This is a genomic window from Amycolatopsis thailandensis, from assembly GCF_002234405.1.
In the GTDB taxonomy this organism is placed as follows: Bacteria; Actinomycetota; Actinomycetes; order Mycobacteriales; family Pseudonocardiaceae; genus Amycolatopsis; species Amycolatopsis thailandensis.
In genome coordinates, this window is sequence record NZ_NMQT01000102.1 from 38291 (window position 1) to 53570 (window position 15280).

General features: G+C 70.8%; 18 protein-coding genes. 17 read left to right on the top strand and 1 reads right to left on the bottom strand.

Annotated elements, in window-relative coordinates; translation table 11 throughout:
- Positions 1-65: 65 nt before the first annotated feature.
- Complete coding sequence (locus CFP71_RS27955; protein WP_143267182.1) at positions 66-926, bottom strand: LppA family lipoprotein; 861 nt, start codon at positions 924-926, stop codon at positions 66-68.
- Positions 927-1251: 325 nt separating this feature from the next.
- Between CFP71_RS27955 and CFP71_RS27960 the strand changes: the two genes are divergently transcribed.
- The 17 genes from CFP71_RS27960 to CFP71_RS28040 all read left to right on the top strand — a co-directional run bounded on the left by CFP71_RS27960 (position 1252) and on the right by CFP71_RS28040 (position 15129).
- Positions 1252-1890 carry a hypothetical protein gene (locus tag CFP71_RS27960; RefSeq protein WP_143267183.1) on the top strand — a complete coding sequence of 213 codons (639 nt, stop codon included), beginning with the start codon at positions 1252-1254 and terminating at the stop codon, positions 1888-1890.
- A 702-nt stretch (positions 1891-2592) separates the two neighbouring features.
- Positions 2593-2910, top strand: a complete 318-nt coding sequence (locus CFP71_RS27965) for a putative quinol monooxygenase (RefSeq protein ID WP_244199857.1) — start codon at positions 2593-2595, stop codon at positions 2908-2910.
- Positions 2903-4126: a helix-turn-helix domain-containing protein gene (locus tag CFP71_RS27970; RefSeq protein WP_093936932.1), complete on the top strand. Its 1224-nt coding sequence runs from the start codon at positions 2903-2905 to the stop codon at positions 4124-4126. The genes CFP71_RS27965 and CFP71_RS27970 overlap by 8 nt, the downstream gene beginning before the upstream one ends.
- A gap of 312 nt (positions 4127-4438) precedes the next feature.
- Positions 4439-4834 carry a hypothetical protein gene (locus tag CFP71_RS27975; protein ID WP_093936933.1) on the top strand — a complete coding sequence of 132 codons (396 nt, stop codon included), beginning with the start codon at positions 4439-4441 and terminating at the stop codon, positions 4832-4834.
- A 44-nt stretch (positions 4835-4878) separates the two neighbouring features.
- A complete protein-coding gene (locus CFP71_RS27980) occupies positions 4879-5454 on the top strand; it encodes a phosphoribosyltransferase (RefSeq protein WP_093936934.1) in 576 nt (191 codons plus the stop codon).
- Positions 5455-5564: 110 nt separating this feature from the next.
- Complete coding sequence (locus tag CFP71_RS27985) at positions 5565-6386, top strand: class I SAM-dependent methyltransferase (RefSeq protein ID WP_093936935.1); 822 nt, start codon at positions 5565-5567, stop codon at positions 6384-6386.
- Entirely contained in the window at positions 6383-7081 is a 699-nt protein-coding gene (locus CFP71_RS27990) for a dTMP kinase (RefSeq protein WP_208636050.1), read from the top strand. The genes CFP71_RS27985 and CFP71_RS27990 overlap by 4 nt, the downstream gene beginning before the upstream one ends.
- The gene (locus tag CFP71_RS27995) at positions 7071-8105 is read left to right on the top strand and encodes a radical SAM protein (RefSeq protein WP_093936936.1); all 1035 of its coding nucleotides are present in this window, start codon (positions 7071-7073) and stop codon (positions 8103-8105) included. Before CFP71_RS27990 ends, CFP71_RS27995 begins: the two co-directional genes overlap by 11 nt.
- Complete coding sequence (locus tag CFP71_RS28000) at positions 8102-9211, top strand: DegT/DnrJ/EryC1/StrS family aminotransferase (protein ID WP_208636051.1); 1110 nt, start codon at positions 8102-8104, stop codon at positions 9209-9211. The genes CFP71_RS27995 and CFP71_RS28000 overlap by 4 nt, the downstream gene beginning before the upstream one ends.
- Entirely contained in the window at positions 9199-10041 is an 843-nt protein-coding gene (locus CFP71_RS28005; RefSeq protein ID WP_208636052.1) for a nucleoside/nucleotide kinase family protein, read from the top strand. Before CFP71_RS28000 ends, CFP71_RS28005 begins: the two co-directional genes overlap by 13 nt.
- Positions 10038-10724 (top strand): HAD family hydrolase, encoded by a 687-nt coding sequence (locus CFP71_RS28010; protein ID WP_093936937.1) that lies wholly within the window; start codon positions 10038-10040, stop codon positions 10722-10724. The genes CFP71_RS28005 and CFP71_RS28010 overlap by 4 nt, the downstream gene beginning before the upstream one ends.
- Complete coding sequence (locus CFP71_RS28015; RefSeq protein ID WP_093936938.1) at positions 10724-11722, top strand: phosphoribosylaminoimidazolesuccinocarboxamide synthase; 999 nt, start codon at positions 10724-10726, stop codon at positions 11720-11722. Before CFP71_RS28010 ends, CFP71_RS28015 begins: the two co-directional genes overlap by 1 nt.
- Complete coding sequence (locus tag CFP71_RS28020; RefSeq protein ID WP_208636053.1) at positions 11719-12438, top strand: 3'-5' exonuclease; 720 nt, start codon at positions 11719-11721, stop codon at positions 12436-12438. Before CFP71_RS28015 ends, CFP71_RS28020 begins: the two co-directional genes overlap by 4 nt.
- Positions 12439-12484: 46 nt before the next feature.
- The gene (locus tag CFP71_RS28025) at positions 12485-13123 is read left to right on the top strand and encodes a mycothiol-dependent nitroreductase Rv2466c family protein (protein WP_093936940.1); all 639 of its coding nucleotides are present in this window, start codon (positions 12485-12487) and stop codon (positions 13121-13123) included.
- A 77-nt stretch (positions 13124-13200) separates the two neighbouring features.
- Positions 13201-13611: a 6-pyruvoyl trahydropterin synthase family protein gene (locus CFP71_RS28030; RefSeq protein WP_093936941.1), complete on the top strand. Its 411-nt coding sequence runs from the start codon at positions 13201-13203 to the stop codon at positions 13609-13611.
- Positions 13608-14354, top strand: coding sequence for a 7-carboxy-7-deazaguanine synthase QueE (locus CFP71_RS28035; RefSeq protein ID WP_093936942.1), 747 nt, complete (start codon positions 13608-13610; stop codon positions 14352-14354). The genes CFP71_RS28030 and CFP71_RS28035 overlap by 4 nt, the downstream gene beginning before the upstream one ends.
- Positions 14355-14493: 139 nt before the next feature.
- A complete protein-coding gene (locus CFP71_RS28040; protein ID WP_244199858.1) occupies positions 14494-15129 on the top strand; it encodes an NUDIX hydrolase in 636 nt (211 codons plus the stop codon).
- Positions 15130-15280: the final 151 nt, after the last annotated feature.

A 15280-nucleotide genomic window follows, 5' to 3' on the forward strand; every position in this document is an offset into this window, starting at 1 on the left:
TCGTGCCGCCTCGCTCACGGGTTGAGCCGCGGCGGGAAAGTCCGTCGGCGTAACCACAAGCCTGGCTACCGGCGGGCCTGGGTGAGGTAGCACGGGGTAATGAACGACAGGCTGATCACGCGGTCGAATCGTGTCAGGTTTCCCTCGATGCGGGCTCCGTCAGGTGCGGTCCATTCGAATCCTGACGGTTGGGGGTCGTTCTGCCCGGTCCGCCGATGGCCTGGCAGGCCGGTGAAGCCGTACCGTCCGGCCACCTCGCGAAGAGCGGCGTCGAGCGCGCTCCACTGTGTCTCGGAGATCGCGGTGTCGCCAGGCAGCGACGCGGCGCCCGCGCCGTAGTAGCCGCGGCCGTCGGGGGTGTCCGAGGCACACAGGCTGATGCGCGCGTCGAGCAGGGAGTCGCTCGGCGGCCACCGCAACCCCGGCACCGTGGCGGCCGCGGTCTCGGCGAGTTCCTGGTGCAGCTTCTGAAAACGGGCTTTGACGGTCTCGAAGTCCGGTCGTGCTCGCATCGCCGCGATCCGCTGTTCCCGATCGGCGGCGGACTTCGCCTCCTGTGCCACGGTGTCCGGGGCGGCGCCGAGGACGGAGCAGGAGTATCCACAGCCCGCGAGAACCAGCAGCCATGCGGCCAGGACCCACGGCGCCGTCCGGCGCCGGCGGCGCAGCGCGATCCAGCCGCCGACAGCGCCGCACACCACGGCCACGACTGTCGCCACCATCGGCATGGCGCCGACCAGATCCTGTTTCCCGCAGATCGCCTCGAAGTTCTCGCACGGGAAGGGCACCACCGCCACCGCCAGACTCGTGAGCAGCGTGGCACCCAGGCCGAAGCACACCAGCGCGGCCAGCCCGCACCCCAGCGACCATCCACGGCGGCGAGTTCGCGGCTGCTCGGCTGTGCCGCTTTCGCTCTCCCTGTCCACGCCTCCGACAGTAAGATCATCGACCAGGGCGCCCAAGCGGGAAACTACTCAACCCGCTCGATCGAACCGACGATCATTTCGCGCGATGTCGACGAGATCCAGTCCTGGTTCGACGCCCCGGCCTGGCACCTGCGTTCGCCGGGACTGACCACTGTTCCACGGTGTTCCGGCTACCGGAAGCAGGGGGCGTCCCGCTGGGAATCGGCGCCGACAGATACGCCGGTACCATCCGCAGAACCCCGACGATCATCGGCTTCCCGGACAACTACGTCGAACCACGGCCGCCAAGCCAGCCGTGATGGTCACGATCGGGCACGATGTCCGGGTGACTGTAGCCATCGACACGCGAGCGGGCACGAACGTCGAGTTGCTCTACTTGACAGTTGATCTCGGCGAGCGACCGTTGTTGAACACTGTCAGCGCGAACGCGGCAGCCCTCTCGACCTTGGCCGCCTACGCGTCCAACCTGACTTCTTCGGCTTTGCCCGAGCGCTGGTCGCATGAATCCGGCCTGCGTATAGTGCGCACTTCCTTGGCAAGCCCTTGGGTGACGGTGATTTCCGACCTTGCGGCGAACTCGCGCCCGCTCGGATACGGGGTGGCTGGGCTATACGGCCTGCATCGGCTCCTTCAGATCGTGATGAACTGGCAAAATCACCGAGCGGACCTTGCCGAACGCCATCTGCACCTTGAGGCTCTACGCGACGCCATGCTCAGGGAAAGTGTCCTGAAGCGCCCCGAATCCTTCGGCTCAGAGTCCAGGAGCACAGGTGAGCAGTCCGCGGTCAGCTTTACCCACGCTGGCCCCGTTACTGGGGAGCCCGAACCAGGTCAGCCTTACGACTCCCAAGCAGACGAAGCGCAGCAGCATTTAGACTCCGCGACGGCCGCTGGGCAGGAACTAGGGCAGATCACAGCAGTGGAGATGATCGCTCCTGACGATCCACGGGCGACCGGAACGTAAATCCAGCAGGCTCACGAAGACACGCAATCCGGTGGCCGCAGGCCTGCCTCATTCCCGAACGCGAAACCGCAGCGCATCCAGCGATCACACACAGTTATCCTCGCGAAGCCGAATAAGCGACCCATCAGCTGGCGAGCCCTAGGCCAGAGCATCCACAAAGACTGAGACAGCCGGGGAGACCGGCATCGCCCTTAAAACGGGTAGCCACAGTTCAGAGCTACGGCCGGTGCTCTGGACCGCCCAGTTCCACTGAGGACCGACAGCACCGCTCTGAGCACGATATTCAGGCGGAACATCGGACACGTTCTGTTACATACGCGGGTTCGGTGACGACACAGCTGGGTGGGAGGTGCTGGAGGAATGCGCGGTGAGCGTGCGGTCCAGATGCGCTAGGAGCCCCGGACGGCCGTCGTCGACGACCTCGACGGCCGGACGCACTCGCTGAGATATCCCGGAATCGCGATCGCCCGCCGCCACGACGGGCGCCTGATCGGCGAGGCCTGGCTGCCGGTCGGCGCCGAGGAGGCCACCGACGCCGACGACGAGGCCCTGATCGCGGCGCTGCGTGCCGCGTGGCTGTGGCGCCGGTCAGCCGCCTGACGCCCCTGCGGCGGGGGTCGCAATTTTTGTGCTACCTGCCGCACGAAGAGTGCGCCCTCCGTAGACTCCCGTGGATCACCCGTTCGCGAAGGAGGCTGGCTCATGGCGATGGCGCTGTCGGTGCGGTTCGAGCTGAAGGACGAGGCCGCGGCGGCCGGGTTCGACGAGCTGGTCGCGAGGACCGTGCCGCTCATCATCTCCGAGGAACCGGGGACGCTGGAGTACCGCGTGCATACGGTCGACGATGCGCCGCTGTCCCGGTTCTTCTACGAGCTCTACGCCAGCCCCGAGGCCTTCGAGGACCACGAGCGGCAGCCGCACGTCCAGGCGTTCCTGACAGAACGCGAGCTGTACGTGGCGAGCTACCGGGTCGAACGTCTCATCCCCACCGGCGGCAAGGACTTGATCTCAGGTGACTGAGGACCAGCGCAAAGTCGGGGCCGCGATCGTCGCCAAGCGACATGAGCTGGGACTGTCGCAGAAGGCGTTCGGCGAGCTGATCGGGAAGTCGGAATCCTGGGTAAGCCAGGTCGAGCGGGGCACCCACACCCTCGACCGCCTGTCCGAGCTGCTCAGGATCTCCGAGGCACTCGAGATCCCCATCTCCGACCTCACGCCGTCGTTCGTGACCGCCGCGCCGAACAAGCCCTTGGCGGTCAGCGAGCTGGCGATGGCGCTCATCCTCAGCAGCGGCCTCCGGTTCGGGTTGCGCCGCCCCGGGGACCCCAAGCCGCGGACCCGTCAGGATCCGGCGGCGCTGATCGACCAAGCGGCGCAGGCCTGGGAGCTGGTACACGGCTCCTCCTACGAAGCACTCGCCGAACGGCTGCTCGACCTGCTCCCCGACCTGGAGACCGCAGTCCGCGCCGACGACCGCGCACCGACGCAGGCGTTGCACGAAGCGCTGGCCACCGCGTATCACGCGGCCGCCGCCGTGCTGTCGAAACTGGACGAGTCCGCTGCCGCGTGGGTGGCGGCGGATCGGGCCCTCGGCGCGGCCGAACGCGCCGGCGACCCGATGCTGGTGGCCGCGGGCGCGTTCCGGCTGACCCTCGCCTTCCAGTCGGCGCGCTCACTGGACCTCGCGCAGGCGACCGCGCAGAGCGCCGACGACGCGCTGACGGGCTTCGACGCCGCCGATCCCGTCGTGGTGTCCCTGCGCGGTGCGCTGAACCTGCAACTGGCGGTTATCGCGAGCCGCCGCGACGACGCCGAGCGGGCCTACGGTCACCTCGATCTGGCACGCGGGCTGGCCGAGCGGAACGGGACGGACCGCAACGACCACGGCACCGAGTTCGGGCCGGCGAACGTCGGTGTGCACGAGGTGTCGATCGCGCTGGCGCTCGGCGACGCCGGACGCGCGCGACGCGTCGGCGACGCCCTCGACGCCACCAGCCTCTCGCCGGAGCGGCGGGCACGGCTGCTGATCGACCTGGCCCGCGCGCACGCGCAGGCCCGGACGCTGGCGAAAGTCGTCGCCGCGCTGACCGAGGCCGATGACCTGGCGCCGCAGCAGGTTCGTGCCCACCCGGCTGTGCGCGCCCTCCTGCGCGACCTGGGCGAGACCGCGGCCGCGACCGAGGACGAGGGATTCGCCGAGCTCAAACGGCGCCTCTCCACTACTCCCATCGAGTGAACGCAATTTTTCTACTAGACCCGCAAAATAGTTGCTAGTAGCGTCGCCTTCCGGAAACGGGAGGTGACGCTACGTGCTGACGCTGTCGCTCACGCGCCCCCAGACAGGCGCCGCGAACGTCCGGATCGCCGACACGGTGCCGCACCGGGCAGGGCATCCGGCGGTGTCCTCCCCAGGCACCCGGCGCGCGCCACGAGATCTCGCGCTAATCCAGGCGGGCGCGGCGGGCGAGGTCGCACAGGAACGGCGGCGCGTCCACACGTGCGCTCCTCGAAGTGGCCGCCGCGGTGCAGGCGCCCGGAGGCACCGGTCATGACCCTCGCTGCCGCCGTCCCGTCGTCCTGCGCGGTGACACCGCAGAACGACGGCGCGCCAAGGACAACACCGCACGCGGAGGACCTGCCGCGCGGCCTGACACATCCCTTTGAGGCCCGGGTCCGGACCGCGCTGTTCCTGCACGGCTACACCTTCACCTGGACCCTCGGCGACACCTGGATCGCCGTTCAGGAAGGCCGGGTCGCGAACGCGAATAGGCGCGACGTGATCGTCACCGACCCGCTGCCCCACATCCCGATGCAACTCGGCCGCCACAACGTGATCGGCAAGATCCCAGCCCCCGACGGGGACTGGGACAACTTTCCCGCCGCTGCCGCCGAGAAACTCCACGCCGCCGCCACGAACTGGGTGTCCCGCCACGGCGCCCGCTGAGACCGCTCGCGCACGCCGACAGTTCGACGAGGAGAACGGATTCCATGGCCGACAACGCAACCACGGTCGTTCACGGTGACGGCGTGGCCGCGCGCGTCTTCGAACACCAGCGGATCTGGCGCCTGACTCAGGAGGCCTTCACCACCGCCGCCGCGCTGATCGCCGCCCACGAACCCGCGCCCGAGGTCGTGGTCGGCATCGCGCGCGGCGGACTCCCGTTCGCCCGGGCACTCGCCGAGGCCTACCGGGTGCCGATGGCCGCGGTGGCCGCCCGGCACAACCACAGCGACGAGGTCCACCTGCCCGCCACCGGCCAGGTCGAGCTGCCCGGCGAACCCGGCGCCGACCTGCTCGCGTATCGCGGCGCCCGATTCCTTTTGGTCGACGACATCTGCGGCACCGGAGCCACCTACCGCGCCGTCCTGCCCTGGCTGGCCAACCATCTCGACCCGGCCGGGGTACGCACCGCCGCGCTCTGCCGCAGCGAAGCCTCGACCTTCACCCCGGACGCCTGGGTCTGGGACACCCTGGACTGGGTCGTCTTTCCCTGGAACACCCAGACCTCCACCACCGAGGACCTGACCCCTCCGGCCCGTCCCCGCATCGCCCGCCCGCACTGACCGACCCGCGCCGAGCGGGACGAGACCCGATCAGCGCCCGCACCGTCGAATTCCCCACCCCGGGCGTGCCTGGCCGCCGTCCGCTTCGCCGATCCGATGGGAGAACCACGATGACCACAGCGCCGCTGCCCGAGCAGTACCGCACCCGCCCGGGAACACCGATGGTCGGCCCCTACAGCGCGAACCAGATGGACGACTTCTACCTGGCCCTCAGTCAAGGGGAGGCGAAGTCCTCAGGGCTGATGAACCTCATGCAGCACCTGATCTTCGCCGAGAACTGCGGGCAGGGCGCGCGGGTGCTGGACGTGTGCTGCGGGCGGGGACTCGCGCTGCCGCTGCTGTGCAAGTACGCACCCGGCATCGCGGCCTACGTCGGCCTGGATATCAGCACCGCCAACATCGACGAGGCCCGCGAGCGCATCGACGCCCTGCACGGGATCTACGGTGACCGGTTTCCCATCGAGCTGCTGGAAACCGATGTGGCCGAACCGTGGCCCGAGCTGGCCCCGTTCGACCTCGCGCTCTACACCTCCGCCCTGGAACACCTGCCCTTCGAACTCGGGGTGCAGAGCCTGCGCCACACCGCCGACGCGCTCGCGCCGGGCGGGGTGCTGTACCTGTCGACCCCGGCCGCGGTCGGTCCCCCGCCGCGGCCGTTGCAGTACCGGGTCCACGTCTACGAATGGTCCCGCGAGGAAATCGAGAAAACCCTCACCGACGTCGGCCTCGTCGTCGAGGACGTGATGGGGCTGCTGCCGCCCGAACCCGACGTCGTCGCGAGCGCGCTCGCCGCTCGCTACGGCGACCCCGCCGCCGCCTGGTACCGGGACCTGGCCGCCCGCGTCCCGACGGCGGTGCTGAACACTGTGTCGTCCGTCGCCGTCCCGGACGTGGCCACCGAAGTGTTCTACGTCTGCCGGAAGCCGGCATGACCGGCGCATCCACGTCCGGCGCGGGGCCGGTGTGGATCAGCGTGGAGGGCGTCAACGGGATCGGGAAGACCACCGCCGCGCGAGCGATCGCTCGCCGGGTAGGCGCGCGGTGCTTGCTGCTGGACGAGCTCACCGACCACTCCGACGGCGGCGGCTTCGCCCGCAACGTGATCGCCGCGCTGAGCGCCCGGCACGATCCGTTCCTGCGGACCGGGCACCCGGCCGCGGAAACCCTCGCCCTGCTGGCCTTACAGCTGCGCAAAACCGAGCGGCTCACCGCGACCGGCACCGCCGGCGCCGAGATCGTGCTCGAAGACCGCGGGGTCGACTCCGTCGCGGCCTACCAGGCCGCGATCCTCGCCCAGCAGCATCCCGGTGTCTCCCTGATCGAGCTGGCACAGCACCTGCTGGGAAGCACCCGGCCCTGGCGGCGCCATCCGGACGTGACCATCCTGCTCACCGGCGACACGGCGGTGTGCGCGCGGCGCTTCGCCGACCGGATCGGGCGGCCCCTGACCGCTGGGGATCTCGCGCTGCTGACGCAGATCGACGCCGTGTACCGGCGGATGGCCGACGATGAACCCGCGCGCTACACCGTTCTGGACACCACCGGCTGGGGACCCCATGAGGTCACCGACGCGGTCGGCGAGGTCGTGGTCTCCGTGCTGGATCGGCGGTCCGCCGGTGTCTCGTGACGTCACCTTGCTGTGGGCACTACGGTCCCCGTGCGCGTTCGCGTGCCCGCACTGCTATTTCGGCACCATCGAGGAGCACAAGACCGCTCCGCCTGATCGGGCCGGAGTCCTCTCCCACCTGGCGCGCACCGACCTGTCGCTCGCCGCGCTGACGGCGTTCGCCCGGACCCTGCCCGGGTCCGATGTGCAGCGGGTGGTCATCGCCGGGGGCGAACCGCTGGACTGGCCCGGCGCGCTGGAGGTCGTCGCGCTGATCAAGGACGCGGGCTGCGAGGTCGTGATCGCGACCAACGGCATCCCGCTCACCCGGCCGCAGGTGACCGAGCGGCTCGTGGATCTCGGCGTCGACGGCGTGTCGGTGTCGCTCGACCACGCCGACCCCGAGGTCAACGACCGGATGCGGCCCTCCCGGTCGGGCCGGTTTGGCTACCACGACGTTCTCGCCGGTATCGGTGCCCTGCGGCGGGCGCGCGGGTCGCGGCGCGCGCCGAGGATCGGGATCTACACCGTCGTCACCCGCGAACACCCGCAGGCGATCACCGAGATGGCGGCGCTGGCCGCCGAGTCCGGTGTGGACTACTACGTGCCGCAGCCGATCTCGCTGCCACCGGATCACGCACTCGCCGCGCGCATGTGCCACACCCCCGGCGATGTCGCCGCCGTCGGCGCGCACCTCGACCGGCTCTACCGGCATCCCCAGGGGCTCGCGCTGCCCGATTCCTCGTACGTGCACAGGTTTCTCGCCTCCATTTCCACTCAGGACAGCGGGAAGGTCCCCGGCTGCTTCGGCGGAGCGCGGCTGTTCTTCATCCAGCCCGACGGGTCGCTGTGGGACTGCCCGTCCGACCGGAGGATCGCCGCGACCCCGCCCGAGCGCCGGCGCAGCATCCGCGGCGCGGACGCCCGTGACCTGTTCGCCGACCGGCCGCCGTGCACCGACTGCATGTTGTTCAGCCGCGACTGCGTGAACATGTGGCCGCTCATGGGCATGCCTCGCCTGCTCGACGTGGAGGTGGCCCGGTGACGCTTCCCGTGATTCCCGACCGGCCGCTGCCCTTGGCGGAGACGCTCGGTGCGGTGGTCAGGCTGATGCCGGACCCGAGCGGCGGGGACGCCGTCGAACGGCTGGAACGCGACCTGGCCGTAGCCTTCGATGTTCCGCACGCGGTGGCGGTCTCGTCCGGCACCGCGGCCCTGCACGCCGCGCTCGCCGCGTGTGGCGTCGGGCCGGGCGACGAGGTGCTCGTGCCCGCGCTGACGGTGGTCATGACCGTGGCGCCGCTGCACATGCTCGGCGCGACACCGGTGTTCGTCGACAGCGACCCCGCCACCCTGGACCTGGACTACACCGACGCCGCACGCAAGATGACCGCCCGGACCCGCGCGATCCTGCCGGTCCATCTCTGGGGCCGGATGGGCGATCCCGCCGCCCTCACCTGGTTTGCCGCCGAGCACAAGCTCACGATCGTGGAGGACGCCGCGCAGGCCGCCGGAACCGTCCACAGTGGAATCCGGGCGGGCACGGCCGGAGAGGTCGGCTGCTTCAGCACCAAGGACGGGAAGATCCTCTGGAGCGGCGAAGGCGGCTTCCTGCTCACCAGAAACCGCACCATCGCCGCCTACGCGACCGCGTTCCGCAACCACTGGGCCACGGCCCCGCCGGGAGAAGCGCCGCTGAGCCGGTTCGCGACCAACTCCCGGCTCGCCGCGCCGCTAGCCGCGTTCGCCCAGGCCAACACCCGCCGCCTCGACGCCCTCGTGCGCCGGCGCCAGGCCCAGACCCGCTACCTGCTCGACGCGCTCTCCGGCGTCCCCGGACTCGTTCCTCACGCTCCCGGCCCGCACGAGCACTGGAACGGGTACGCGCCCCTGCTGCGCATCGACCTGCCGCGCCCGCGCGCGTTCGCCGAGCACCTCGCCCAGCGCGGAGTGCCGAACTCCACGGGCTCCTTCCGGCTGATCCCGTGCGACACCCGGCCGCTGTTCCGGCCGCCGCGGCGGCCGTGCCGCGGCGCCGCCGAGATCCTCGATCACACCCTCGCGGTCACGCTCACCGAGCACGACACCGAGCCCGTTCTCGACCAGTACGCCGCCGTCATCGCCCGGGAGGCCAGCGCATGGACCACCTGACCGGCACCTCGCCCCCCGCGACTGTCCCCGCCCCGCCGACGGCGCTGCTCGAAAGCCGCGACGCCCCGGCCGCGACCACGGTGCGCTGCGGTCGGGGAGCGCTGATCGCGATCGACGGCGTCACCGGGGTCGGCAAGACCTACCTGACCGGCCACGCCCTGGACGGCCTCCCCGATCCGCCGCTCACACTCGCCGGGTTCTCCCAGCCTGCGCGCACCGCCCCCGGGCTGGGGACAGGGCTGCTGCGCGCACTTCGTGACGCCAGCGGCGGGGATCCGTTCCTGCGCGGCGGCACCCCGCTGGCCGAAACACTGACCCTGCTCGCCATCAAACGGCACGACTTCGACCTCGTCCTCCCGCGCCTCGCGCTCGGCCGCGCCGTCCTCGAAGGCCGCAGCGTCGACACCACCGCCGTGTGCCAGGCCCTGCTGCTGCACCCCGGCGATCCCGGCGCCGCCCTCGACACCGCGACCGCCCTGCTGAGCCTCGCGAGCTTCTACCGTCCCCCGCCGGACCTGACGATCCTGATCACCGACGACCCCTGCCACGCCATCACCCGCACCCAGCACCGCGACCACTACGTCCTCACCCGCGACCAGGCGGCCTACCTGCGGGACGCGAGCACGCTCTACGAACAGCTCGCCGCCACCGACCCGGCCCGCTACCGGGTGCTGGACCGGCGGGTCACCGGCGCCCGGGAGGCGGCCGAGCAGATCCGCACCTGGATCACCGACGCCGCCACCGGCCTGCCCTGCCTGCGGGAACCCTGGACCGGCCCGGCCGCCCCCTGCCTCTGCTGCGGTCACGCCAGCCCGGCGGATCCGGCATGACGACGCCGACCCCGGCCCCGGCGGGCGCCGCGCCCAGCGCCGCGTGCGGGTGCGCCCCGGCGATCCCCGACGATGCCGACGCGGTGATCTTCGACTTCGACGGCACCCTCGCCGACACCACCGCCCGCTACGAGCACGCCCTGCGGACCGCGCTGAACGAATTCGGGGTCGAGCTCGACCCCGCCTGGTACCGCCGTCACCTCGGGCTGTCCATCCACGACCTGCTCGCCCAGCACCCCGGCACCGGCGGCCTGCCGCACGAGGAGATCGTCCGCCTCTCCCGCGCCCGGCTGCTGGCCACCGTCCGCACGCTCACGCCGAACCCGTGTGTGCTGGCGCTGCTGCGCGCGGCCCGCCAGACAGGACTCGCGTGCGCCGTGGCCTCCGGTGCCGTCCGGGTCCTGCTCGAACCCGGGATCGCCGCGCTCGGCCTCACCCGCGAACTGCCGGTTGTCGTGGCCCGCGACGATGTCGCCTGCGGCAAGCCCGCCCCCGATCTGTACCTCACCGCCGCCCGGAAGCTCGGTATCCCGCCGCGGCGGTGCCTGGCCGTCGACGACGCCCCCGACGGCATCGCCGCCGCCCGCACAGCCGGAATGCGCGTTATCGAGGTCCGCGACGGCCACCTGTCCCCCACCGACACCGGTGCTGTTCCTTCCCGGCCACGACAGCAGGGAGCCTGATGTCCGTCCTGCATTCGACCAAGGACCTGCGGATCGTCCGGCCACCCACGCCGGAGAAGACCGGGGTCGGGATCTTCGACTACACCGACCACTACACGGTCTTCCACTACGGCCGGATGCCCGACACCATTCCCGGCAAGGGCGAGGCGACCTGCCGGATGGCCGCCGCCACCTTCGCGATGCTGGAGGCCGCCGGGGTCCGCACCCACTTCCGCCGCGTCCTGCCACCGACCCGGATCGAGTTCGACCTCGCCCGCGACCCCGCTACGACCGGCGGGCCCCCGACCGCGCGCGACCGCGCCCATCTGCTGCCCATCCAGGTCATCGTCCGTACCCAGCTGCCGCAAGGAAGTTCCGTCCATCGGCGCCTGGCCACCGGCGCCACCACCCTCGCCCAGCTCGGTCTCACCACGCTTCCCGCGCCGGGAGAACCGCTGCGGGAACCGATCGTCGAGTACGCCACCACCCGCGACCCGGTCAACCGGTTCCTCGACCCCGCCGACGCCCAGCGGCTGACCGGCCTGGACACCGCGCGCTTCAGTCTCCTGCGCCGCACCGCGCTGACGGTCACCCGGCTGCTGACCCGGCACGCCCGCGACCGCGGCATCACCTACGCCGACGGGACATTCGAGTTCCTCATCGACCATCACGGCAGCCCGGTGCTCGCCGACAGCCCCGGCACTCCGGACGAAAGCCGCCTGCTCGCCGCCGGCGTGCACTGCGGCAAACAGCTGCTGCGCAACTGGTACACCCGCAACCACCTCGCCATCCCGGTCACCCAGCTCATCGCCGACCGTGTCCCCCGCGACCAGTGGCCCCGGCCCGCCCGGCTCCCACCCGAGTTCCTGCCGGTGATGAGCGACCTCTACCAGGCACTCGCCGACACCTGGACCGACCAGCCTCGCGGCGACGCGCCGGACCTGCCCGCCGCCGCACGTCGCGCCGCCGGCCTCATCGACACCCACCGGCCCAGCGCGACACCGGGAGCGGCGACATGATCACCCCGGCACACCGGACACCGTCCGGCACGGAGCACGCGGCAACGGAGGACGGCATGGGCGGCCTGACCACGGATCCGGCGTTCCTCGACACCACCTACGTGGTGATCGACTTCGAGTCCGCGACACCGCGCGGGTATCCGGCCCAGCCCATCGAGGTCGCCGTCCGCGCGCTCCGCTACGAGAACCGCGCGTGGATCACGGCCGGCCGATTCCACTCGCTGATCAGGCCGCCCGCGTTCGCGCCCGTCACCTCCGCCACCGTGCCACCCGGTGTCACCGCCGACGAGGTCCGCGCCGCGCCCGAGCCGCCGGAGGCGATGGGCGCCCTCGACCGGCGCTTCACCGCAGACCGCCGCTACCTGCTGGTGGCCCAGCACGCGGCCACCGAAGCGAACCTCATCCACCAGCAACGCGACCACTGCCCGGCCCTGGCCCGGATCGACCTGCTCGACACCATCCCGCTGGCCAAACACCTCCTGCCCGGCCTCCCGGCCTACAACCTCGACACCCTCCTGCGGCACTTCGCCATCCTCTATCCCGCCGACCGGCACCGCGCCACGGCCGACGTCGACGTCACCACCGACGTCTTCACCCGCCTCATCACCCTCGCCGACGAGTCCGCGCGCATCACCGATCTCGCCGCGCTGCTGAAGATCGCCGGACGCACAGCCACCCTGAACCAGCCCGAACACCACGGACTGTTCGACCTCTAGTCCACTTCGGACAGTCCGCACACGACCCACCGGAAGGACAACGCTCATGCCGACGAGCGCGCCACAGCACGAGCCGGAACAGGTCCCGTTCTGGTTCGATCCCGTGTGCCCGTGGGCGTGGATCACCTCCCGCTGGCTGCTGGAGGCCGAACAGGTCCGGCCGGTGCGCGCCGACTGGCGGCTCATGTCCTTGGCCTACCTCAACCTCGTCCAGCGCGACGCCAACCAGCTCGACGAGGGCTACCGGGACTTCATGGGCACCGCCTGGGGACCGATCCGGGTGTGCGCGGCCGCCGCCCACCACCACGGGCCCGGGATCCTCGGGCCGCTCTACACCGCCATCGGCACCCGCCTGCACACCCAGCGCCGCCGCGAGGACCCCGCTGTCATCCCCGACGCCCTCACCGCCACCGGCCTTCCCGCATCCCTCGCCGAGGCCGCCGCGACCACCGAGTTCGACCAGGCCATCATCACCTCCCACCACGAGGCGTTCGACGAGGTCGGACTCGACGTCGGCACACCCGTGCTGCGCATCCGCGGCACCGCGCTCTTCGGACCCGTCGTCACCCCCGCACCCCGCGGTGAGGCCGCCGGACGACTCTGGGACGGCCTCACCGCGATCGCCGCCACCGAAGGCTTCTTCGAACTCAAACGCACCCGCACCCGCAAACCCAGCTTCGACTGACCCGCCGCCTGCACAGCCCGGCGCACGCGCGCGGTCTTCCAGCCGCCGTATCCCCTTGACCAGTAAGGAAACACACCGTGGACACCGCGACAGCCCAGTTGCCGGACGGCAAGTTCGAGATCGGCAAGACCTTCACCTTCGAGGCAGGACACCGGCTTACCGGCCTGCCGCCCGAGCACAAGTGCTCACGCCAGCACGGCCACAGCTACACCGTCGAAATCATCCTCACCGCCACCACGTTGCAGGCCCCCGGCTTCGTCACCGACTTCGCCGACCTCGACCCGGTCAAACAGTTCCTCGACCGCACCCTCGACCACCACAACCTTCCCGACGTCCTGCCCATCGAACCCACCTCCGAACTGCTCGCCCAGTACCTCGCCGGCTGGTTCCTCCAGCACGTCGAACCCACCATCCACGGGGAGCTGATCGCCGTCCGGGTCCGCGAAACCGGCCGCAGCTGGGCCCAGTTCACCGTGGACCGCCCATGACCACACCCCGCACGCTCCCCCTCGCGCCCGCACACCCAGGCGATCGCGCCCGGCTGATCGTCGCGGAATGCTTCGGGATCCAGACCCCGACCTTCCAGGGCGAAGGCCCCAGCTGCGGGCAACCGGCCCTGTTCATCCGGCTGTCCCGCTGCAACCTCACCTGCGCCCGCTGCGACACCAAGTACACCTGGGACTGGACGACCTACGACCCCCGCGCAGAATCGACCCGGCGCAGCGGCGCCGACCTCGCCGACTGGGCCACGACGTCGCCGGTCGATCTCGTCGTCATCACCGGCGGCGAACCGCTCATCCAGCAACGCGGGCTCATCCCCGTCGTCCACCGCCTGCTGGAGTCCGGCAAACGCATCGAGGTCGAGACCAACGGCACCCTGCCGCCCGACCCCGCGCTGCTCGTCGAGGGCGTCACGTTCAACGTCTCCCCCAAACTCGCCAGCTTCGGCGTCGACGAACGCCGCAGCATCATCCCCCACGCCCTGGACGCCTTCGCCGCCTCAGGCCGGGCCGTCTTCAAGTTCGTCGCCTCCACGCGTCCCGACCTCGACCGCATCGCCGACCTCGCCGACACCCACCACCTGGCCCCGATCTGGGTCATGCCCGAAGGCGCCAGCGACACCGAGATCGCCGCCCGGACCCGCGACCTCGCCGGCGCCGTCGCCGCCCGCCGCTGGAACTTCACCACCCGCCTGCACATTCACGCCTTCGACGGCGCCCGCGGCCGCTAACGACACATTCACTCACGCGGGCCCCTGTTTCAGGCGCCCCGCCTGCGCGACGCGTGGCGCCATCGTCCCGCGCGCCGGCGACTAGTACAGTGCGCGGACCTTCCCTTGCACCCAAGTCGCTGATCACGGGATGCGGGTCGTGCTCGTCGTAGCCCACGACAGGCAAACGAAGCCGCCGCCCGCGACGCGAACCCCGAACAGCCGAAAGCGTCCCGTGCCGATCACCGACACCGACATCCGCGCCGCCGTCACCACCCACCTCGACCATCATCCAGGCGACGCAGCGGCCCTGACCGAACCGCTCACCCTGCTCGGCCAAGGCACCGATTTCGCCTCACGCCGGACTTTTCCCATGCACGTCACCGTCGGCGCGCTCCTGGTCCGCCGCAACACCCACATCCTGCTCATCGACCACCGCGCGTACGGGATCAAGCTCCAACCCGGCGGGCACCTCGAACCGACCGACACCAGCCTCACCGACGCGGCGCTACGCGAACTCATCGAAGAAACCGGCGTCGACCGCCACAAGATCACGCTGGCGTCGACGATCCCCGCCTACGTCGAATACGGCGCGGTCCCCGCCAGGCCGAGTAAAGACGAGCCGCCCCACTTCCATCTCGACATCGGCTACACCTTCACCACCATCGATGGTGAGATCGGGCGCTTGCAAGACGTCGAGGTAACCGGCGCCTCCTGGCACACCCTCGCCGACGCCGAACAACAACTAGGGCGCCGCATCACCCGAGCCATCGGCGCTCCCGCGCGTTCCGGCTGACCCCAGCACGACACTTACATGACCTTCAGCAGGGAAGGCCGATCGTCTCGGCAGGTTGCGCTGCACGCGGGGATTCGGTCCGTGGTCCGCGCTCGGGGCCCGCCGCGCCGCGACGGTCATCGGTCCATCTCCGGCACGTCTGCATAGGCCA

Bases quoted from the DNA above. Each gene is read 5' to 3' on its own strand.
- CFP71_RS27975 (WP_093936933.1), top strand. From the start codon at position 4,439: ATGACCCTCGCTGCCGCCGTCCCGTCGTCCTGCGCGGTGACACCGCAG.
- CFP71_RS27990 (WP_208636050.1), top strand. From the start codon at position 6,383: ATGACCGGCGCATCCACGTCCGGCGCGGGGCCGGTGTGGATCAGCGTG.
- CFP71_RS28010 (WP_093936937.1), top strand. From the start codon at position 10,038: ATGACGACGCCGACCCCGGCCCCGGCGGGCGCCGCGCCCAGCGCCGCG.
- CFP71_RS27980 (WP_093936934.1), top strand. From the start codon at position 4,879: ATGGCCGACAACGCAACCACGGTCGTTCACGGTGACGGCGTGGCCGCG.
- CFP71_RS28035 (WP_093936942.1), top strand. From the start codon at position 13,608: ATGACCACACCCCGCACGCTCCCCCTCGCGCCCGCACACCCAGGCGAT.
- CFP71_RS27985 (WP_093936935.1), top strand. From the start codon at position 5,565: ATGACCACAGCGCCGCTGCCCGAGCAGTACCGCACCCGCCCGGGAACA.
- CFP71_RS28020 (WP_208636053.1), top strand. From the start codon at position 11,719: ATGATCACCCCGGCACACCGGACACCGTCCGGCACGGAGCACGCGGCA.
- CFP71_RS28005 (WP_208636052.1), top strand. From the start codon at position 9,199: ATGGACCACCTGACCGGCACCTCGCCCCCCGCGACTGTCCCCGCCCCG.
- CFP71_RS28025 (WP_093936940.1), top strand. From the start codon at position 12,485: ATGCCGACGAGCGCGCCACAGCACGAGCCGGAACAGGTCCCGTTCTGG.
- CFP71_RS28015 (WP_093936938.1), top strand. From the start codon at position 10,724: ATGTCCGTCCTGCATTCGACCAAGGACCTGCGGATCGTCCGGCCACCC.
- CFP71_RS27965 (WP_244199857.1), top strand. From the start codon at position 2,593: ATGGCGATGGCGCTGTCGGTGCGGTTCGAGCTGAAGGACGAGGCCGCG.